16 protein-coding genes are annotated in these 18233 nt (G+C 69.1%); all 16 read left to right on the top strand.

What is annotated here, in order from left to right:
- A partial coding sequence (locus HY726_20410; GenBank protein MBI4611360.1) for a CTP synthase occupies positions 1 to 1025 on the top strand: 1025 nt, incomplete at its 5' end.
- A 193-nt stretch (positions 1026 to 1218) separates the two neighbouring features.
- Entirely contained in the window at positions 1219 to 2064 is an 846-nt protein-coding gene (kdsA, locus tag HY726_20405; GenBank protein MBI4611359.1) for a 3-deoxy-8-phosphooctulonate synthase, read from the top strand.
- Positions 2061 to 3026 (top strand): KpsF/GutQ family sugar-phosphate isomerase, encoded by a 966-nt coding sequence (locus tag HY726_20400; GenBank protein ID MBI4611358.1) that lies wholly within the window; start codon positions 2061 to 2063, stop codon positions 3024 to 3026. Before kdsA ends, HY726_20400 begins: the two co-directional genes overlap by 4 nt.
- 20 nt (positions 3027 to 3046) lie before the next feature.
- Entirely contained in the window at positions 3047 to 3562 is a 516-nt protein-coding gene (locus HY726_20395; GenBank protein ID MBI4611357.1) for an HAD hydrolase family protein, read from the top strand.
- Positions 3563 to 3631: 69 nt separating this feature from the next.
- The gene (gene lptC, locus HY726_20390) at positions 3632 to 4222 is read left to right on the top strand and encodes an LPS export ABC transporter periplasmic protein LptC (protein ID MBI4611356.1); all 591 of its coding nucleotides are present in this window, start codon (positions 3632 to 3634) and stop codon (positions 4220 to 4222) included.
- Positions 4223 to 4224: 2 nt separating this feature from the next.
- Positions 4225 to 4857, top strand: a complete 633-nt coding sequence (lptA, locus tag HY726_20385) for a lipopolysaccharide transport periplasmic protein LptA (protein ID MBI4611355.1) — start codon at positions 4225 to 4227, stop codon at positions 4855 to 4857.
- A gap of 6 nt (positions 4858 to 4863) precedes the next feature.
- Positions 4864 to 5586 carry an LPS export ABC transporter ATP-binding protein gene (lptB, locus tag HY726_20380; GenBank protein ID MBI4611354.1) on the top strand — a complete coding sequence of 241 codons (723 nt, stop codon included), beginning with the start codon at positions 4864 to 4866 and terminating at the stop codon, positions 5584 to 5586.
- A 17-nt stretch (positions 5587 to 5603) separates the two neighbouring features.
- Positions 5604 to 7046 carry an RNA polymerase factor sigma-54 gene (gene rpoN / locus HY726_20375; GenBank protein ID MBI4611353.1) on the top strand — a complete coding sequence of 481 codons (1443 nt, stop codon included), beginning with the start codon at positions 5604 to 5606 and terminating at the stop codon, positions 7044 to 7046.
- Positions 7047 to 7061: 15 nt separating this feature from the next.
- Entirely contained in the window at positions 7062 to 7595 is a 534-nt protein-coding gene (gene raiA, locus HY726_20370) for a ribosome-associated translation inhibitor RaiA (GenBank protein MBI4611352.1), read from the top strand.
- A gap of 15 nt (positions 7596 to 7610) precedes the next feature.
- Positions 7611 to 8468: an RNase adapter RapZ gene (rapZ, locus tag HY726_20365; protein ID MBI4611351.1), complete on the top strand. Its 858-nt coding sequence runs from the start codon at positions 7611 to 7613 to the stop codon at positions 8466 to 8468.
- A complete protein-coding gene (locus tag HY726_20360; GenBank protein ID MBI4611350.1) occupies positions 8461 to 10596 on the top strand; it encodes a DUF1926 domain-containing protein in 2136 nt (711 codons plus the stop codon). Before rapZ ends, HY726_20360 begins: the two co-directional genes overlap by 8 nt.
- Positions 10593 to 11615 carry a bifunctional phosphoglucose/phosphomannose isomerase gene (locus HY726_20355; protein MBI4611349.1) on the top strand — a complete coding sequence of 341 codons (1023 nt, stop codon included), beginning with the start codon at positions 10593 to 10595 and terminating at the stop codon, positions 11613 to 11615. The genes HY726_20360 and HY726_20355 overlap by 4 nt, the downstream gene beginning before the upstream one ends.
- Positions 11616 to 11704: 89 nt before the next feature.
- The gene (locus HY726_20350; GenBank protein ID MBI4611348.1) at positions 11705 to 12856 is read left to right on the top strand and encodes a methionine adenosyltransferase; all 1152 of its coding nucleotides are present in this window, start codon (positions 11705 to 11707) and stop codon (positions 12854 to 12856) included.
- A 36-nt stretch (positions 12857 to 12892) separates the two neighbouring features.
- Positions 12893 to 14185 (top strand): adenosylhomocysteinase, encoded by a 1293-nt coding sequence (locus tag HY726_20345; protein MBI4611347.1) that lies wholly within the window; start codon positions 12893 to 12895, stop codon positions 14183 to 14185.
- A 43-nt stretch (positions 14186 to 14228) separates the two neighbouring features.
- Positions 14229 to 16931, top strand: a complete 2703-nt coding sequence (locus HY726_20340; GenBank protein MBI4611346.1) for a UPF0182 family protein — start codon at positions 14229 to 14231, stop codon at positions 16929 to 16931.
- Between the two features lie 202 nt (positions 16932 to 17133).
- Positions 17134 to 18165 carry an LOG family protein gene (locus tag HY726_20335; protein MBI4611345.1) on the top strand — a complete coding sequence of 344 codons (1032 nt, stop codon included), beginning with the start codon at positions 17134 to 17136 and terminating at the stop codon, positions 18163 to 18165.
- The last annotated feature ends 68 nt before the right edge of the window (positions 18166 to 18233 follow it).

Genomic DNA, 18233 nt, shown 5'->3' with positions numbered 1-18233 from the left:
TGAAGGAGCTGCGCGCGATCGGGATCCAGCCCGACATCCTCCTCTGCCGCACCGACCGGTATCTGCCGCCGGGGATCAAATCGAAGATCGCCCTGTTCTGCGATGTGGCCGAGGGGGCGGTGATCACCGCCAAGGACGTAGAGACCGTGTACGAGGTCCCGCTGGTCTTCCACCGGGAGGGGTTGGACGCGATCATCGTCAAGCTCCTCGGGCTGCCGGACCGTCCGATCGACCTCTCGCGCTGGGAGGACATCGTGCGGCGGATCAAGCACCCGAGCCGGAAGACGCGCATCGCCGTGGTCGGGAAGTATCTCGACGTGAAAGACTCCTACAAGAGCCTGGCCGAGGCCATCACGCACGGCGGGATCGCCAACGAGGCGCGGGTGCACGTGAGCTGGGTGGACGCGGAGCACGTGGAGCGCGAGGGGCCCGACCGGTGTTTCGCGGACGTCAGCGGAATCCTGGTCCCCGGCGGGTTCGGCGACCGGGGGATCGAGGGAAAGATCCGGTCGATCCGGTACGCGCGCGAGCGTGGGGTGCCCTTCTTCGGGATCTGCCTGGGGATGCAGTGTGCGGTCATCGAGTTCGCGCGCCACGTCTGCGGGCTGGCGGGCGCCAACTCATCCGAGTTCGACACGCACGCGCCGCACCGGGTCATCGACCTGTTGCCGGAGCAGCGCGGCCTCGCAGCGAAGGGGGGGACCATGCGGCTCGGCGTCTACCCGATCGTGCTCGGCGAGGGGAGCCACGCCTCGAAGGCCTACGGTCAGGGCATCATCCAGGAGCGGCACCGCCACCGCTACGAGGTGAACAATGACTACCTGAACGAACTGGAGAAGAACGGCCTGCGGGTCTCGGGGGTGTGGGTGGAGAAGCAGCTCGTGGAGATCATCGAGCTACCCGATCACCCGTGGTTCGTCGCCGGGCAGTTTCACCCGGAGCTCCGGTCGCGCCCCTGGGAGCCGCACCCCCTCTTCGCGGCGTTCATCAAGGGCGCGCTCGAGCACCAGGGCGACCACGCGTGAGATCTCCACGGTCTTCCGACGGCCAGGGGTGGCGCTGTGAACGGGGCGCCCCACGGCGCGGAGCGCAGCGCGGAACCGGCGTCCCGCCTGTGGCTTCGCGTTCACACCTTCGAGGAGCTGCTGCGCCTGCGCGAGCGAGCACCGTGGGGCTGTTCGCGGGGACAGGACCCCTGGGCCGAGGGAAGAGATGCTCGTGACGCGCGAGGTGGTCGTCGGCCCGGTCCGGATCGGCGGCGGCAACCCGCTCGCACTCGTCGGCGGCCCGTGCGCGATCGAGGACGAAGCGCACGCTCTCATGCTGGCCGAGCGTCTGGCCCGGGTGGCCGAGGCGGCCCGCGTGCCGTTCGTCTACAAGTCCTCCTACGACAAGGCCAACCGCTCGTCATTGGGCGCGTATCGCGGACCTGGCTTGGAGGCAGGCCTGAGGATCCTCCGGAAGGTGAAGGAGACGTTGGGGATGCCGGTGCTCTCCGACGTCCACGACGTTTCCGAGGTGGAGCCCGCCGCCGAGGTGCTGGACGTGCTCCAGGTTCCCGCGTTCCTCTGCCGCCAGACCGATCTGGTGGTGGCCTGCGGCCGGACCGGAAAGCCGGTGAACGTGAAGAAAGGCCAGTTCCTCGCCCCCCGGGACATGCTGAACGTCGTGGGGAAAATCCGCTCGACCGGGAACGAGCGCATTCTCCTCACCGAGCGGGGGACGACCTTCGGCTATAATAACCTGGTCGTGGACTTCCGCGGACTTGCGGACATGCGCGAGCTCGGCTATCCGGTGATCTTCGACGCGACGCACTCGGTGCAGCTCCCTGGCGGCCTCGGTGAGCGCTCGGGCGGCGAGCGCAAGTACGTCCCGGCCCTGGCGCGCGCCGCGGTGGCGGTGGGGATCGATGCGCTGTTCATGGAAATCCACGAGGACCCGGACCGCACCCTGCCCGACGGCCGCCCGCTCTCCGACGGTCCCAACATGCTGCGGCTCGATGACCTTCCCCGGCTGCTCGCCGAGATCCGGGCCATCCACTCTGGCCTGACGGCTCAGCGGTGACCGATCCGCTTCTCAAGCTCGCCGAGCGCGTCCTTCGGGTCGAGGCCGAAGGCATCCTCGGACTGATCGGGAAGCTCGATGATCGCTTCCTGCGGGCGCTCGGGCTCCTGAGCGACTGCCGGGGACGGGTCGTGGTGACCGGGATCGGCAAGTCGGGCATCATCGGTCGCAAGGTCGCGGCGACCCTGGCTAGCATCGGGACCCCGGCGCTCTTCCTCCATCCCGCCGAGGGCGTGCACGGGGACATCGGCATGGTGGCCCGGGGTGACGTGGTGCTCGCCATCTCGAGCAGCGGCGAGACCGAGGAGGTGCTTACGCTCCTGCCCGCGATCAAGCGGCTCGGCGTCCCGCTGATCGTCCTCACCGGGAATCCGAAATCGACGCTGGCGCGGGGCGGGGATGTCGTACTCGACGTCAGCGTGCCCGAAGAGGCCTGCCCGATGGACCTCGTGCCGACCTCGAGCACGACCGCGGCGCTGGCCATGGGCGACGCGCTGGCTGTGGCCCTCGCCGAACTCCGGGGCGTCAGGCCCGAGGACTTCGCCGGCGCGCATCCGGGCGGGAGCCTGGGGCGCCGCTTCCTGAAGGTCGAGGACCTGATGCACGTCGGCGAGGCGGTGCCGATCGTCGGCGAGGGAACGCCTCTCGGCGAGGCGATCCTTGAGATAACCGCAAAGCGGCTCGGCGCCACGACGGTCGTGGACGGCAACGGCCAGCTCACCGGAATCATCACCGACGGCGACCTCCGTCGGGCCCTGCAGAAGGGCCAGGGCCTCCTGGGCAAGGCCGCGCGGGACGTGATGTCGCGCAACCCGAAGACCATCGACCGGGGCGAGCTGGCCGCCAAGGCGCTCGAAGTCATGGAGCATTACGCGATCACCCAGCTCGTCCTGGTCGACCACCGGCGGCAACCGGTTGGGATCATCCACCTCCACGACATCCTCCGGGCCAAGATCGTGTGACCGCCCGCCGCGCTTCCCGGGTGGTCCGGACCTTCGCGCGTCGCGCCCGGGCCGTCCGGCTCCTCGTTCTCGACGTCGACGGGGTCCTCACCGACGGGCGCCTCCACTATGGCCCGTGCGGGGAGGAGTGGACGGTCTTCCATGTCCAGGACGGCTACGGCCTGGTCGCCGCCCAGCGCGCGGGGCTTCAGGTCGCGATCGTCTCGGCGCGTGCCTCTGCGGCGGTCTCGCGCCGGATGGCCGACCTCGGGGTCCGGGAGGTCCACCAGGGCGTGGCGGACAAGGAGGGGTTCTTCACCACGCTCCTCGGGCGGCTCGGCGTCGCGCGCGACGAGGTGGCGTATATGGGGGATGACCTGCCCGACCTCCCGCTCCTGACCTCGGTCGGACTCGCGCTCGCGCCGGCCGACGCCGTCCCCGAGGTGAGGGCCGTCGCCCACTGGGTAGCGCGGCGCCCCGGGGGGGCGGGGGCCGTCCGCGAGGCCGTGGAGGCGATTCTCCGAGTCCGGGCCGCGTGGCCGCCGCCCGGAGCCTAAGGTGTCGGTGGGGGCGCCCTGTTTTCCCGATTGCCCTGGGCCAAGCAACTGTGGTACTAAAATTGCAGTATGCAAAAACTCTCCCTGGCCATCCTCGCGGGCGTCGGCGTCTTCGTGCTCATCGTCGCCGGCATCCTGGTGTCCCGAGGCCGGAACGTTCCGGGTGAGGCGGCGGACCCACCCCTCACCAGGGCCGATTTCCGCATCAAGGAGGTCCATCTCCAGGAAGAGACGAGCGGGAACGTTCGCTGGAGGCTCGACGCCGACGAGGCGGAGGTCTTCGAGCGGGACGGCCGGACGCGGCTCCGGCGGGTCACCGTGACGATCGAAGAGCCCGACCGGACGTGGAACGTGACCGGCGAGGAGGGTGACCTCCACGAGACCACCAAGGACGTCGTGATCCGGAAGAACGTGGTCCTGGTCTCGACCGACGGCATCAGGCTCGAGACCGACACGCTCCGGTGGCAGGCCAAGGAGAAGCGCGTCTGGACCGACTCCCCGGTAGTCCTCTACCGGAAGGGCGTGATCGTCCGGGGTCAGGGGCTCGAGAGCCGGGTGGCCGAGGAGCGGACCGCCGTGAAGGGGCGGGTGAGCGCGACGTTCACCCGCGCGCGCTCGGGTCCGCTTCCGTTGCCTGGGACGAAGGGCGGCGAGTCGTGAGCATGGCCTCCGCGAAACGCACAGCGTTCGTGGCGTTCCTCGCCGTGGCGCTGGCCGCTGCCCTGGCTGACGCCCAGCCCGCCGCCAAGCCCCGGAAACCCGGCACGACCGGTGAGCCGAAAGCCGAGCGGCAGCCGGCCAAAGCCCGGGCGGCCGACGCTCCCGCGCTCAAGCCCGAGGAGGACCAGAAGAACCAGCCGGTGGTGGTCGACGCCGACCAGATGGAGAGCCTGAAGAAGGAAGGGCTCGTCATCTTCACCGGCAACGTCGTCGCCCGCCAGAACAACTCGATCCAGTACGCGGACCGAATGGAGGTGTACCTGGACGAGCGCGGCGAGCGGGTGCTCCGAACCGTGTCCACCGGGAACGTCCGGGTTATCACCAAGGATTGTCGAATTGGCACGGCCCGGCGCGGCGAGTACGACGACCTGGAGCAGCGCGTCGTGCTGACGGGGAACGCCCGGGTCTGGCAGGACGACAACGTCGTGACCGGGGAACGGATCACGATCTACCTGGCCGAGGAACGGAGCATCGTGCAGGGGGGGAAGCAGGAGCGGGTGAGGGCCGTCTTCTCCTCGAAGTCCGACGACCGGCGCCAGGGGACGAAAGCGGCCGGCCCCGCCGCCTGCCGGTAGCGGCCCATGGAAGGACTCGTCGCGCAGGGGCTGTCGAAGTGGTTCCGCGGCCGCCGGGTCGTGAACAACGTGGGCCTGGACATCCAGCGCGGCGAGATCGTCGGGCTACTCGGGCCGAACGGGGCCGGCAAGACCACGTCCTTCCACATGATCGTCGGACACCTCCGACCCGATGCGGGCCGGATTTTCCTTGAGGGGCAGCAGGTGACGCACCTCCCGATGTACAAGCGGTGTCGGTTGGGGCTCGGCTACCTTCCCCAGGAGTCGTCTGTCTTTCGGAAGCTCACCGTGGAGGAGAACCTCCTGGCGATCCTGGAGACGCTGGAGCTGTCGCGCTCGGAACGGATGACCCGCCTCGGCGAGCTGCTGGAGGAGCTCGACCTGACCCGCCTGGCGCGCGTCCCCGCCTTCACGCTGTCGGGGGGCGAGCGCCGGCGTCTCGAGATCACCCGAGCCCTGGTCACGTCGCCCCGCTACCTGCTCCTCGACGAGCCGTTCACCGGGATCGACCCGATCGCCATCGGCGACATCCAGGCGATCGTGGGGTCGCTGAGGGACCGGGGGATCGGCATCCTCATCACCGACCACAACGTGCGGGAGACCCTGGCGATCACGGACCGCGCCTACATCCTCTACGACGGCAAAGTCCTGGTTTCGGGCACGGCCCGGGAGCTGGCCCGGGATCCCAAGGCCCGCGAAGTCTACCTCGGCGAGAAGTTCTCCCTCTAGGGACAGGACTGCCGCCGATGGCGATCGAAGTCAGACTGTCTCTCCGGCAGACCCAGCGGTTGGTGATGACCCCGCAGCTCCAGCAGGCCATCCAGCTCCTGCAGCTGTCGACGCTGGAGCTGCAAGAGGTGATCGAGAAAGAGCTCCTCGAGAACCCGCTCCTCGAAGAGGTTCCCGCCGACACGGGCGAGCCCCGGGAAGGGGCCACCGCCGAAGCTCCGGGGCCGAGCGAACCCGCCAGCGTCGACGCGACGACGCCGGACGGTAACCGGGCCGAGGATCTGCCCTTCGACCTGACGTCCGTCGTGTTCGACGTTCCGGAGGAACCCACGCTCGTGCAGCAGGAGGAGCGCGACGAATTCCCCCTGGAGAACCTCGTCCGCTCGACGTCGACGCTGGCCGACCACCTGGAGCTGCAGCTCGGCGTGGCCACCGATGACCCCCAGCTCCGGGCCGCCGGCAGCGCCATCATCGGGAACCTCGACGAGGACGGCTACCTCAGGGCCGAGCTCGCCGAGATCGCCGAGTTCACCCAGCTCCTGCCCGAGGTGGTCGAGCGGGCCCTGGCGCTGGTGCAGTCCTTCGACCCGACCGGCGTGGCGGCGCGAACCGTCCAGGAGTGCCTGCTGCTCCAGCTCCGCGCCGACCCGCAGCCCGACCCCGTCGCGGTCGAGATCGTGCAGGACCACTTCGATGCGCTCGCCGCGCGCCGGTTCCCGGAGGTCGCGCGGGTCCTCAAGCTCCCGGTCGACCGGATCATGGAAGCCGTCGAGGAGATCTGGGCGCTCGAGCCCAAGCCCGGCCGCCGGTTCACCGCGTCCGACACCCGGCACGTCGTCCCGGACGTCTTCGTGTTCAAGATGGGGAACGACTACGCGGTGGTGCTCAACGACGACGGGCTCCCGCGGCTCCGGCTCAACGCCTTCTACCGGAGCTTCCTCCGCGGGGCGGGGGACGAGGCGCGGCAGTACGTCGAGAGCAAGATCCGCTCCGCGCTCTTTCTGATCAAGAGCGTGGACCAGCGCCAGCGCACACTCCGCAAGGTCACCCAGAGCATCGCGAAGTTCCAGCGGGAGTTCCTCGACAAGGGCGTGCCCGGGCTCCGGCCGCTCGCCCTCCGGGACGTAGCGGAGGACATCGGCATGCACGAGTCGACGGTGAGCCGGGTGACCACGAACAAGTACGTGCAGACCCCCCAGGGCCTGTTCGAGCTGAAGTTCTTCTTCCACAGCGGGATCGCCGCCGAGAGCGGGGAGCGGGTCTCATCGATCTCGGTGAAGAAGATGATCCAGGAGCTCCTCGGCCAGGAGGATCCGGGGAAGCCGCTCTCCGATCAGGAGGTGACCCAGATCCTCAAGAGCCGCGGGCTCTCGATCGCGCGTCGCACCGTCGCCAAGTATCGGGAGGAGGTGGGCCTGCTCCCGTCCCACCAACGCCGGCTGGCACCGAAGAAGCGGTAGCGCCAGGAGCGCGCCATGCAAGTGATCATCAGCGGACGTGGCGTCGTCCTCACCCCCGCCTTCAAGGCCCGGATCGGCCAGAAGGTGCAGAAGTTCTCGCGCATTCTCCCCAAGATCCACGAGGCCAAGGTGGTTCTCTCCGCGGAGAAGTACCGGCGGACCGCCGAGGTGACGCTCCTCGGGAAAGGGCGGATCTTCCACAGCGAGGAGACCGCGCCCGACCTTGCCGCCGCGGTCGATCTCGCCGTGGAGGCGCTCGCGCGGCAGGTGCGCCAGACCAAGGACCGGCTCCGCCAGCGCAAGCTCCGCGTCTCCCCGCGGCGGGCACCCCTCAGGATCCCTCGCGACACCGGGGAGGCGGGCAACACGCCGGTGGTCGTGTCGCGTCGGCAGGTGGCGCCGAAGCCGATGTCCGTCGAGGAGGCCGCCATGCAGCTCGGGCTTCGCCGCGACCAGTTCCTGGTCTTCACCAATGCGGCCACCGACGCGCTCAACGTCCTCTATCGCCGGAAGGACGGGGCGCTCGGCCTCATCGAGCCCGTGGCGTAGGGCATGAACGAGCGCTTGCGCTTCGTCATCATCACGGGGCTGAGCGGGGCCGGCAAGAGCTACGCGATCAAGTGCTTCGAGGACATGGGGTACTTCTGCGTCGATAACCTCCCGACCACGCTGATCCCCACCTTCGCCGATCTGTGCACCCAGTCGACCCGGGAGATCCGGCGGATCGCGCTCGGCGTGGACGTCCGTGAGGGAGAGTACCTGGTCCACCTGGTGGAGATCCTCCAGGCGCTCCGGGCGAAGGACCACCCCACGGAGGTGCTCTTCCTCGACGCGGGCGACGAGGCCCTGGTCCGTCGCTACCACGAGACCCGCCGCCGGCACCCGCTCGCCGGGAACGGGAACATCCTCGAGGGGATCCGGGCCGAGCGGAAGGCCATGGCCAACCTGAAGGAGATCGCCGACCGGATCATCGACACGTCCGTGCTCACCGTCCACCAGCTCAAGGAGCTGCTGGTGGAGACCTACGGACGCGAGGGAGTGCGCCCCGCGCTCTCCGTGTCCCTGGTCTCCTTCGGGTACAAGCACGGGATCCCGTACGACGCCGACCTGGTCTTCGACGTCCGCTTCCTCCCCAACCCGCACTTCGTCGAGGGCCTCAGGAACCTGGACGGCCGCGACGCCGCGGTCAGAGAGTTCATTCTGGCACACGCGGAGAGCCGCCAGCTCGTCGACCGGCTGCGGGCGCTGCTCGCCTTCCTCGTGCCGCTCTACCAGCGGGAGGGCAAAGCCTACCTCACGGTGGCGATCGGTTGCACCGGAGGCCGGCACCGCTCGGTGGCCCTGGTGGAAGAGCTCCGCTCCTTCTTCGAGGAGCTGGGAGTCCCGCCCACCGTGACCCACCGGGATCTCAGTCGTGAGTGACCCCGGCGGGGGCACGGGCGCCGACCTCTACTTCCTCTTCGGGATCCACAACCACCAGCCGGTGGGGAACCTGGACGATGTGGTCGCCGAGGTCTGCCGGGACGCCTACCACCCCTTCCTGACGCTCGTCAAGGAGTTCCCCGAGATCATCCTGACCATGCACATCTCGGGGGGTCTCCTCGAGTGGCTCAAGGAGCGCGCCCCGGCCACGTTCGATCTGCTCGGCGATCTGGTCCAGGCGGGCCGGGTCGAGTTCCTCACCGGCGGCTTCTACGAGCCGATCCTTCCGGTGCTTCCCGATTGCGACAAGGTCGGGCAGATCCAGCGGCTCTCCGACTTCCTCCGGCGTCACTTCGGGGCGCGCTGCCGGGGGATGTGGCTGGCCGAGCGGGTGTGGGAACCGCACCTGCCGAAGCCGCTTCGCGAAGCCGGCATCGAGTACGTGCTGGTCGACGATGCCCACTTCGCCCTCGCGGGGCTCGATCCGGATGGGCTCGAGGGCTACTACCTCACCGAGGAACAGGGGGAGACGGTCGCCGTCTTCCCGATCAGCATGCGCCTCCGGTACCTGGTCCCGTTCGCGGAGCCGGCCCGCATCCTGGAGTTCCTCGCGGGCCGACGTGGCCGGGCGCGAGCCATCACGCTGGTCGACGACGGCGAGAAATTCGGCGCCTGGCCGGGGACCCATCGCCTCGTCTACGAGGAGGGATGGCTCCTGCGCTTCTTCGAGACGCTGGCGTCGGCCGACTGGCTCAGGCTGACCACTTTCTCTCGGTATCTCGATCGTTTCCCGCCCGCCGGCCGCGTCTATCTCCCCAGCGCGGCGTACCAGGAGATGGGAGAATGGGCGCTGCCCGTGGAAGCCGGCGACAGTCTGGCCGCGATCCGGGCCCAGCTCGGCTCGCTGGCCGGCGGCGCGGCGGTGGCGGGGTGGCTCCGGGGAGGGTTCTGGCGGAACTTCCTGGTGAAGTACCCGGAGGCCAACGACTGCTACTGGAAGATGCTCCGCCTGTCCCGCGCGATCCACACGGCCGCGGCCGCACGGCCGGACGACCCGCGGCTCGCGGCGGCGCGCGTCGAGCTCTGGCGGGGCCAGGGGAACGACGCGTACTGGCACGGGGTGTTCGGCGGCCTCTACCTGCCGCACCTCAGGCGCGCGACCAAGTCGGCGCTCATCGCCGCCGACCGGCTCCTCGGCGAGGCGACGGGGATCAGCTCTTCCCGATGGCGTCACGAGGACGTGAACGGCGACGGCCGGGTGGAGGTGGCGATCCGGACCCGCGTGCTCTCGCTCGTCGTGAACCCCGAGGCCGGTGGAAGCGTGACCGAGCTCGCCTATCTCCCCAAGGGCCTGGATCTGGCCGACGTGCTCACGCGGCGCCGGGAGACCTACCACACTCAGGTCGGGTCCACCGGTCCTGGCGAGACTGCCGGCAGGGTCCGGACGATCCACGAGCGCGCCGCGGCCAAGGAGGCGGGACTCGGAGAGCTGTTGGCCTACGACCGGTTCAGGCGGGCCTCGCTCCTCGACGGGCTCTTCCCGGCCGGCGCGGTGCTGGATCCGCTGCATCCCTGGGATGGTGGACTCTTGACGCTCGCCGACTGGGGCATGGAGACCACGGTTGCCGAGTCGAGCGACGGCGTGACGGTCAGGCTGTCGGCGCCGAGCGTTCATGGATGGCCGCTCGAGCTGGAGAAGGACCTCGTCGTGCCGCCGGCCGAAGCGCGCATTCGCGTGGTCTACCGGCTCCGCTGGAGGGGAAGCGAGCGCTTGACGGCGCGCTGGGGAGTCCAGTGGAACCTCGTGCTGACGGCCGGTGCCGCACCCGGCCGCTACCTGGAGCTTCCCGGCCGTCCCTCGTTGGCGAGCCGGGGCGATGCCGACGGCCGCCTGGAGCTTTCGCTGGTCGACGAATGGATCGGCGCCGAGATCGTGGTTGGCTGGAGTCAGCCGGCCCGCGCGGCCTGGGCGCCCGTCGAGACCGTGTCGCTCTCCGAGGCCGGCTTCGAGCGGATCTACCAGGGCTTGGCCGTCCTCCTGTGCTGGCCCGTGGAGCTGGTCACCGACGGCGAGTGGCAGCAGGCGATCGAGCTGAAGGTGGTCGACCGCCTGACGAGCGGCGGATGAGCGGAGCGGACGCGAGCCGCGTCGGTCGAATCCTCGCGGATTTTCCCTCGCAGTGTCGGCAGGCCGCGACCCTGACCCCGTCGCCGCCGCTGGGGCGCCGCCCGTTTCGTCACGTGATGGTGGCCGGGATGGGGGGCTCGGCAATCGCGGGTGACCTGGTTGCCGCGCTCGCCACGGACCGGCTGCCGGTTCCCGTCACGGTCTGGCGGGGGTACGGTGTGCCGTCGTTCGTCGGCCAGGAGTCGCTGATCGTCGCGATCTCGTACTCGGGGAACACCGAGGAGACGATCTCGGCGCTCGATGCCGCGCACCGACGGGGCGCCGCGTGTGCGGTGCTCACGAGCGGGGGGACCCTCGCCGACCTGGGCCGGCGATACGGGTTATCCCTGGTCAGCCTCCCCGGTGGGCTCATGCCCCGCCTCGCGCTCGGCTATCTCCTCTTCCCGCTGCTGGCGATCTTTGAGTCGGTGGGCCTCCCGCCAGCTCCGGAGGCCGAGCGCGCCGAGGCCCTCGCGGTGCTGGACGCGATGGGCCGGGAGCTGGCCGTGGAGGCGGACAACGAGGCCATGCAGCTGGCGGCCCGCCTGCTGGGACGGATCCCGGTGATCTATGGGAGCGCGCTCACCGGGGCGGCGGCGTACCGCTGGAAGAGCGAGGTGGAAGAGCACGCCAAGCTCCTGGCCTTTCACGGCACGTTGCCGGAGGCCGATCACAACGAGATCGAGGGCTGGCGGGATTCGGGGGCCGCGGGGTTCCACGCCGTGTTTCTCCGCGATCGCCGCGAGGACGAGGTCGAGGCGACGCGTGTGCGGGTCACGCAGGAGCTGATCCGGGCCCGGGCCGGGGGGATCACCGACGTGTGGCCGCGCGGCGAGGGGAAGCTCGCCCGTCTCCTGTCGCTGGTCTACCTCGGCGACTGGGTGAGCTACCACCTCGCGCTGCTCCGGGGCGTCGATCCCTGGTCGGTCCCCGCGCTCGACGAAGTCAAGCGGCGGGTCCGCGGGGCGAAATCGCCTTAATTCTCCTTGAGCGGTGTCATCCGATGTGGTACAGTCCGACTTCAAACGGCGCCGTTCACGTTGACGCGAAGCTGAACGGGAGGGAGCAGATGGCGGACGAGGAGTACCTCTTCACCTCGGAGTCGGTCACCGAAGGCCACCCGGACAAGATCGCCGACCAGATCTCCGACGCGGTCCTGGACGCGATCATGGAACAGGACCCGACGGGCCGGGTCGCCTGCGAGTGCCTCCTGACCACCGGCCTCGTCGTGGTGGCGGGGGAGATCAGCACCACCGGCTCCGTCGACATTCCCCGGATCGCCCGTGAGACCATCCGCGACGTCGGCTACACGCGCGCCAAGTACGGCTTCGACTACGAGACCTGCGGCGTCATCACCGCCATCGACCGGCAGTCCCTGGACATCGCGCTCGGCGTCGATGCGCTGGGCGCCGGCGACCAGGGGATCATGATCGGCTACGCCTGCACGGAGACGCCGGAGCTGATGCCGATGCCGATCATGCTGGCCCACAAGCTCACGATGCGCCTGAGCGCGGTCCGCCGGCAGGGGATCCTCGGGTACCTGCGGCCGGACGGGAAGAGCCAGGTCACCGTCCGCTGCGTGGGCGGCAAGCCGCGGATGGTGACCGCCGTTGTGGTCTCGGCCCAGCACAGCCCGGATTTGACCCAGCAGCAGATCCGCGAGGACATCATCCAGCACGTCATCCTGCCGACGATCCCTCCGGACATGCTCGACCCGAAGACCTGCGTCTTCCACATCAACCCCACGGGGCGGTTCGTCACGGGCGGCCCCATGGGGGACACTGGGCTCACCGGTCGCAAGGTCATCGTGGATACGTACGGGGGTGCCTGTCCCCACGGCGGGGGCTCGTTCTCCGGAAAGGACCCGACCAAGGTGGACCGCTCGGCGACGTACATGGTGCGGCACGTCGCCAAGAACATCGTCGCCGCCGGCCTGGCGGAGCGCTGCCAGGTCCAGGTGGCCTACGCCATCGGGGTGGCGGATCCGGTTTCCGTCATGGTCGAGACCTTCGGCACCGGCAGGGTGCCGAGCTCCAAGCTCCAGGAGATGATCCGTCGCCACTTCGACCTCACCCCGGCGGGAATCATCAAGTACCTGAACCTCCGCCGCCCGATCTACCGGAAGACCGCCGTCTATGGCCACTTCGGCCGCAACGAGCCCGAGTTCACCTGGGAGCGGACGGATCGGGTGAAAGACCTTCGCGAGGACGCGGGCGTTTAGGCCCCGGGGGCGCCGCGGAGCCGGGGCGTGCGGCGCATGGCCCGGACCCGCGGACGAGCACGCAATTCCGTGACTGACCACGACGTCAAAGACCTCTCCCTGAGCTCGGGCGGACGGCTTCGCATCGAGTGGGCGGAGCACGCCATGCCGGTGCTCCGCCAGATCCGCGAGCGGTTCGAGAAGGAGCAGCCACTCCGGGGTGTCCGGATCGGAGCGTGTCTCCACGTCACCAGCGAGACCGCCGTGCTCGTGCGCACGCTGAAGGGGGGAGGCGCCCAGGTTGCCCTCTGCGCTTCGAACCCGCTCTCCACCCAGGACGACGTGGCGGCCGCGCTCGTGACGGAGTTCGGGCTTCCGGTCTTCGCCCAGAAGGGCGAAGGCACCGAGCGCTACTACAGCCATATCCACGCGGTGCTCGCCCGCGGCCCGCAGATCACGCTGGACGACGGCGCGGACTTGGTTTCCTCCCTGCATGGTGACCGACGTAACCTCCTCCCCGGCGTGATCGGCGGGACGGAAGAGACCACGACGGGCGTGATCCGCCTGCGGGCCATGGCGCGCGAAGGGGTCCTTGCGTACCCTATCATCGCGGTGAACGACGCCAAGACCAAACACCTCTTCGACAACCGGTACGGGACCGGCCAGTCGACGATCGACGGGATCCTGCGGGCGACGAACATCCTGCTCGCGGGCAAGGCCGTGGTGGTATCGGGTTACGGCATGTGCGGGCGCGGCGTGGCGGCGCGGGCGCACGGCATGGGCGCCCACGTCGTCGTGACCGAGGTCGACCCGCTGAAGGCGCTGGAGGCGGTGATGGACGGGTACCCCGTGATGCCCATGCTCCGCGCCGCCGAGGTGGGCGATCTCTTCATCACGGTCACGGGCAACAAGGGCGTCATCGGGAAGCCCCACCTCACGCGGATGAAGGACGGGGCGGTCCTGGCCAACGCCGGCCACTTCAACGTGGAGCTCGATCTGGAGGCGCTCGGCGCCATGGCCCGGTCCCGGCGCACGGTTCGCCCGTTCGTCGAGGAGTACACCCTCCCGGGAGGGCGCCGGCTCTTCGTGCTGGGCGAGGGGCGGCTGATCAACCTGGCTGCCGCCGAGGGGCATCCGGCCGCCGTGATGGACATGAGCTTCGCCAACCAGGCGCTCTCCGTCGAGTACCTCTTCCGCCAAGGCGGGAAGCTCGAGAAGGGGGTCTACCCCGTCCCATCCGAGATTGACCGCGAGATCGCTCGAGTCAAGCTCGCTTCGATGGACATGCAGATCGATGAGCTGACCCCAGAGCAGGAGGCGTACTTATCCTCCTGGACCCAGGGGACCTGAGCCACGCGCCCCCGGTGACGGGAGCGCGATGCCTCGAGGCGGTATGCCCCCGGTCTTCTGGCTGATCCTGATCTTCCTCGTGCTCGGCCTCGCCGGCCAGGCCGTCCCGCTCTACATCGACTGGCTCTGGTTCCAGGAGGTCGGCTACACCCGGGTGTTCGTGTCGATCCTGACCCTTCGGGGCTGGCTCTTCGTCGGGGTCGCGCTCGGAGTCTTCCTCTTTCTCTACGTGAATCTCTCCCTCGCCGCCCGTGCGGCCCCACCGGACGTGCTGTGGGAGCTCGAGGACCAGCTGGGGCTCCCGGGGCGCGCCGTGCTGGAGCCGCTGATCCGGCGCCTGCTGACCCCCGCGCTGGCCGTGGTCGCGTTCTTCTCGGGCGTGCGGGCCTCGACCGCCTGGGAGACCGTGCTGATCTACTTCAACGGCGTCCCGTTCAAGGTGACCGACCCGCTGTTCGGCCGGGACTTGACCTTCTACGTGTTCAGCCTGCCCTTCTGGCGGCTCGTGTACGCGTGGGGACTGTTCCTGCTGGCGGCGACCCTCGCCCTGAGCCTCGCCCTCTACGTGCTCCAGCGGAGTCTGGTGCTCACCGCCCGCGGGCTCCGGATCGCGGCGGGGGCCCGGGCCCACGTGCTCCTGCTCGGCGCTGCGCTGCTCGCGCTCCGCGGAGTGGGTTTCTGGCTGGATCGCTTCGAGCTCCTGTACTCGCCGCGCGGGGTGGTCTCCGGCGCCTCCTACACCGACGTGAACGCGTCCCTGCCGGTGCTCGGGATCCTCGCGTGGCTGGCGCTGCTGTGCGGTGCGGCCTGCCTCGTGCAGCTGCTCCGTCCCGGCTGGCGGTTCCTCGTGGCCGGGCTGGTGGTGCTCGGCGTGGTGTGGGTGGGCGGCCTCGGACTCTACCCGGCCGTCGTGCAGCGCTTCCGCGTGACGCCCAACGAGCTATTCATGGAGCGGCCGTACATTGCCCACAACATCCGGATGACCCGCCAGGCCTACGGGCTCGACCACATGGAGGAGAAGGACTTTCCGGCCGAGGAGAACCTCACGTCGGCCGCGCTCGCGCAGAACAGCCTGACGATCAAGAACGTCCGGCTCTGGGACCACCTGCCGCTCCTTACCACCTACGCCCAGCTCCAGGAGATCCGGACCTACTACAAGTTCGTGGACGTGGACGTGGACCGCTACACGATCGACGGCGAGTACCGGCAGACGATGGTCTCGCCGCGCGAGCTCTCCTACCGGCACCTGCCGAGCCGGATCTGGATCAACGAGCATCTGACGTACACGCACGGGTACGGGGTCGTCATGGGGCCCGTGAACCGGATCAGCCCGGAGGGGCTCCCGGAGTTCTTCATCCAGGACATCCCGCCGGTCTCGTCGGGTCCGATCAAGGTGACCCGTCCCGAGATCTACTACGGGGAGATCGCTAACGACTATGTCTTCGTCCGGACCCGGTCGCAGGAGCTCGACTATCCGTCGGGCGACCAGAACGTCTACACGCGCTACGCGGGGCGCGGCGGGATTCCGGTGGGCTCCTTCCTCGCCAAGGTGGCGTTCGCGATTCGCTTCGGCGAGATCAAGATGCTCCTCTCCGAAGACCTGACCGGCGAGAGCCGGATCTTGATCCACCGGCAGATCGCCGAGAGGGTCCGGAAGATTGCGCCGTTCATCCGGTACGACCGGGATCCGTACATGGTCGTTGCGGCCGACGGCCGCCTGGTGTGGCTGATCGATGGCTACACGGTCTCCGACCGGTATCCCTACTCGGACCCGGTGCGGGAGGTGGGGAACTACATCCGCAACTCGGTGAAGGCGACCGTGGACGCCTACGACGGGACCGTGACGCTCTACCTGGCGGACGCCGCCGACCCGCTGATCCAGGCCTATGCCCGCGCCTTCCCGGGCCTCCTCAAGCCGCTGGCGGAGATGCCCGCGGACCTTCGGAGCCATCTGCGCTACCCGGAGGACCTCTTCACCACCCAGGCCCGGAAGTACGCGACCTACCACATGACGGACCCGCAGGTCTTCTACAACAAGGAAGACCTCTGGACGATCCCGCGGCGGGCGGTGGACGGGCGGGAGCAGGAGATGGAGCCGTACTACACGATCATGCGGCTCCCCGGCGAGCGCCGGGAGGAATTCATCCTCCTGACCCTCTTCAACCCGAGCCGGCGCGACAACATGATCGCCTGGCTCGCGGCCCGCTCCGACCCGCCCAACTACGGCCGGCTCATTGCCTACACTTTTCCGAAGCAGAAGCTGGTCTACGGCCCGCGCCAGGTCGACGCCCGCATCGACCAGGACGCCTTCATCTCACAGCAGCTCACCCTCTGGGGGCAGCGCGGCTCCCGGGTCATCCGGGGGTCTCTCCTGGCGATCCCCATCGAGCAGTCCCTGATGTATGTCCAGCCTCTCTACCTGGCGGCTTCCGAACAGGGCGCGCTCCCGGAGCTCCGTCGGGTCATCGTCGCCTACGGGAACCAGATTGCCATGGAGCCCAACCTCGAGACCTCGCTCTCGCGGATCTTCGGCGGCCGGCCCCGCATCGACGACGCGGCGGCGCGGGCTGCGCCGAGCGGGACTCCCGGCGCGCCGACCGAGCTTCGCGACCTTGCGCTCCGCGCGTGGGAGGCGTGGAGCCGGGCCCAGGAGGCGCTCCGCAAGGGTGACTGGGCCGGCTACGGCGAGCAGCAGCGGAGGCTCGAGGAGGCTCTCCGGCGCTTCCGCGAGAGCACGCTGCGGTAGTCGATCGGGCCGCGGGTCCTGTCGCGGCGAGCAGCCCCACCGTCGGGGCCACCCCCGCCCGGTGTAGGGACCCCCGGCCCCTCCGGTGGGGCACCCCGCTCGCCGCGCCACCCGCGGCCCGCGTGAGACTTCGCCGACGCCACCCGAGAGCGCCTTGAGCCTGAAAATTGCCGGAAGCGCGATCAGACCCTATACTGAACTTATGGCGAACGAGCGGCGCTACCAGCTGCAGTCCGAAGAGGCCAATCGTCGGGTCGAGGAACTCCTCAGGACCCTCACGGTGCCACCGGAGACGTGGCGCTACCACGCCGAGATGCTGACGACCGTCCTCAAGATGTTCGAGGACGGGGCCGACGTGGGTGACTTGAAGATCGCGAGTGCGGCCCTGAAGGAGATCCGCTACGGGTTCAAGGTGTTCGCCCCGTATCGGGGGATCCCCAAGGTCACCGTCTTCGGGTCGGCCCGAACCCCGACGGATGACTCGATCTCGATCCAGGCCCGCGCCTTCGGCGCCCGCATGGTGGAGGCCGGGTGGATGGTGATCACCGGCGCCGGTGATGGCGTGATGTCGGCTGCCCAACACGGTGCGGGCCGGGAGCGGAGCTTCGGCCTCAACATCCGTCTGCCGTGGGAGCAGGAGGCGAACCCCGTCATCGCGGCCGATCCGAAGCTCATCAACTTCAAGTACTTCTTCATCCGCAAGCTGTTCTTCCTGAAGGAGGCCGACGCGGTGTGCCTCTTCCCGGGCGGCTTCGGAACCTCCGACGAGGCCTTCGAGGTCCTGACGCTGATGCAGACGGGCAAGGCCCCGCTGATCCCGGTGGTGCTGCTCGACGAGCCCGGGGGGCAGTTCTGGAAGACGTGGGAAGCTTTCATCAGCCAGGAGATGCTGAACCGGGGGCTCATCGCGCCCGACGATCTCCAGCTGTTCAGCCTGACCGATGACTCGAACGTTGCCGCGCGGGAAATCCTGGATTTCTACAGAGTGTTCCATTCCCAGCGGTGGGTCGGGGAGCAACTCGTCCTCCGCCTGCGGCGTCCGCTGACCACCGAGGCGCTCGCGGCGCTGGAGGCCCGGTTCGGGGACATCCTGCAGGGCCGCGCCGAGCAGTCCCCGGGACCGCTGCCCCAGGAGGGCGACGAATTCCCCGACCTTCCCCGGCTCGTCCTCCCCCCCGTTCGCACGAACTACGGACGCCTGCGTCTTCTGATCGACGCCGTCAACCAGGACTAATAATCGGAGGGGGCCGTCGACGGCCCCCTCCGATTATTAGTCCTGGTTGACGGCGTCGATCAGAAGAC

Source organism: Candidatus Rokuibacteriota bacterium, assembly GCA_016209385.1.
In the GTDB taxonomy this organism is placed as follows: domain Bacteria; phylum Methylomirabilota; class Methylomirabilia; order Rokubacteriales; family CSP1-6; genus JACQWB01.
This window is presented reverse-complemented; position numbering and strand designations above follow the sequence as displayed.

Excerpts from the sequence above, each read along its gene's own strand:
- HY726_20340 (MBI4611346.1), top strand. The coding sequence starts at position 14,229 with ATGCCCCCGGTCTTCTGGCTGATCCTGATCTTCCTCGTGCTCGGCCTC.
- HY726_20345 (MBI4611347.1), top strand. The coding sequence starts at position 12,893 with ATGGCCCGGACCCGCGGACGAGCACGCAATTCCGTGACTGACCACGAC.
- HY726_20350 (MBI4611348.1), top strand. The coding sequence starts at position 11,705 with ATGGCGGACGAGGAGTACCTCTTCACCTCGGAGTCGGTCACCGAAGGC.
- raiA (MBI4611352.1), top strand. The coding sequence starts at position 7,062 with ATGCAAGTGATCATCAGCGGACGTGGCGTCGTCCTCACCCCCGCCTTC.
- HY726_20335 (MBI4611345.1), top strand. The coding sequence starts at position 17,134 with ATGGCGAACGAGCGGCGCTACCAGCTGCAGTCCGAAGAGGCCAATCGT.
- rpoN (MBI4611353.1), top strand. The coding sequence starts at position 5,604 with ATGGCGATCGAAGTCAGACTGTCTCTCCGGCAGACCCAGCGGTTGGTG.
- lptA (MBI4611355.1), top strand. The coding sequence starts at position 4,225 with ATGGCCTCCGCGAAACGCACAGCGTTCGTGGCGTTCCTCGCCGTGGCG.
- lptC (MBI4611356.1), top strand. The coding sequence starts at position 3,632 with ATGCAAAAACTCTCCCTGGCCATCCTCGCGGGCGTCGGCGTCTTCGTG.
- HY726_20355 (MBI4611349.1), top strand. The coding sequence starts at position 10,593 with ATGAGCGGAGCGGACGCGAGCCGCGTCGGTCGAATCCTCGCGGATTTT.
- lptB (MBI4611354.1), top strand. The coding sequence starts at position 4,864 with ATGGAAGGACTCGTCGCGCAGGGGCTGTCGAAGTGGTTCCGCGGCCGC.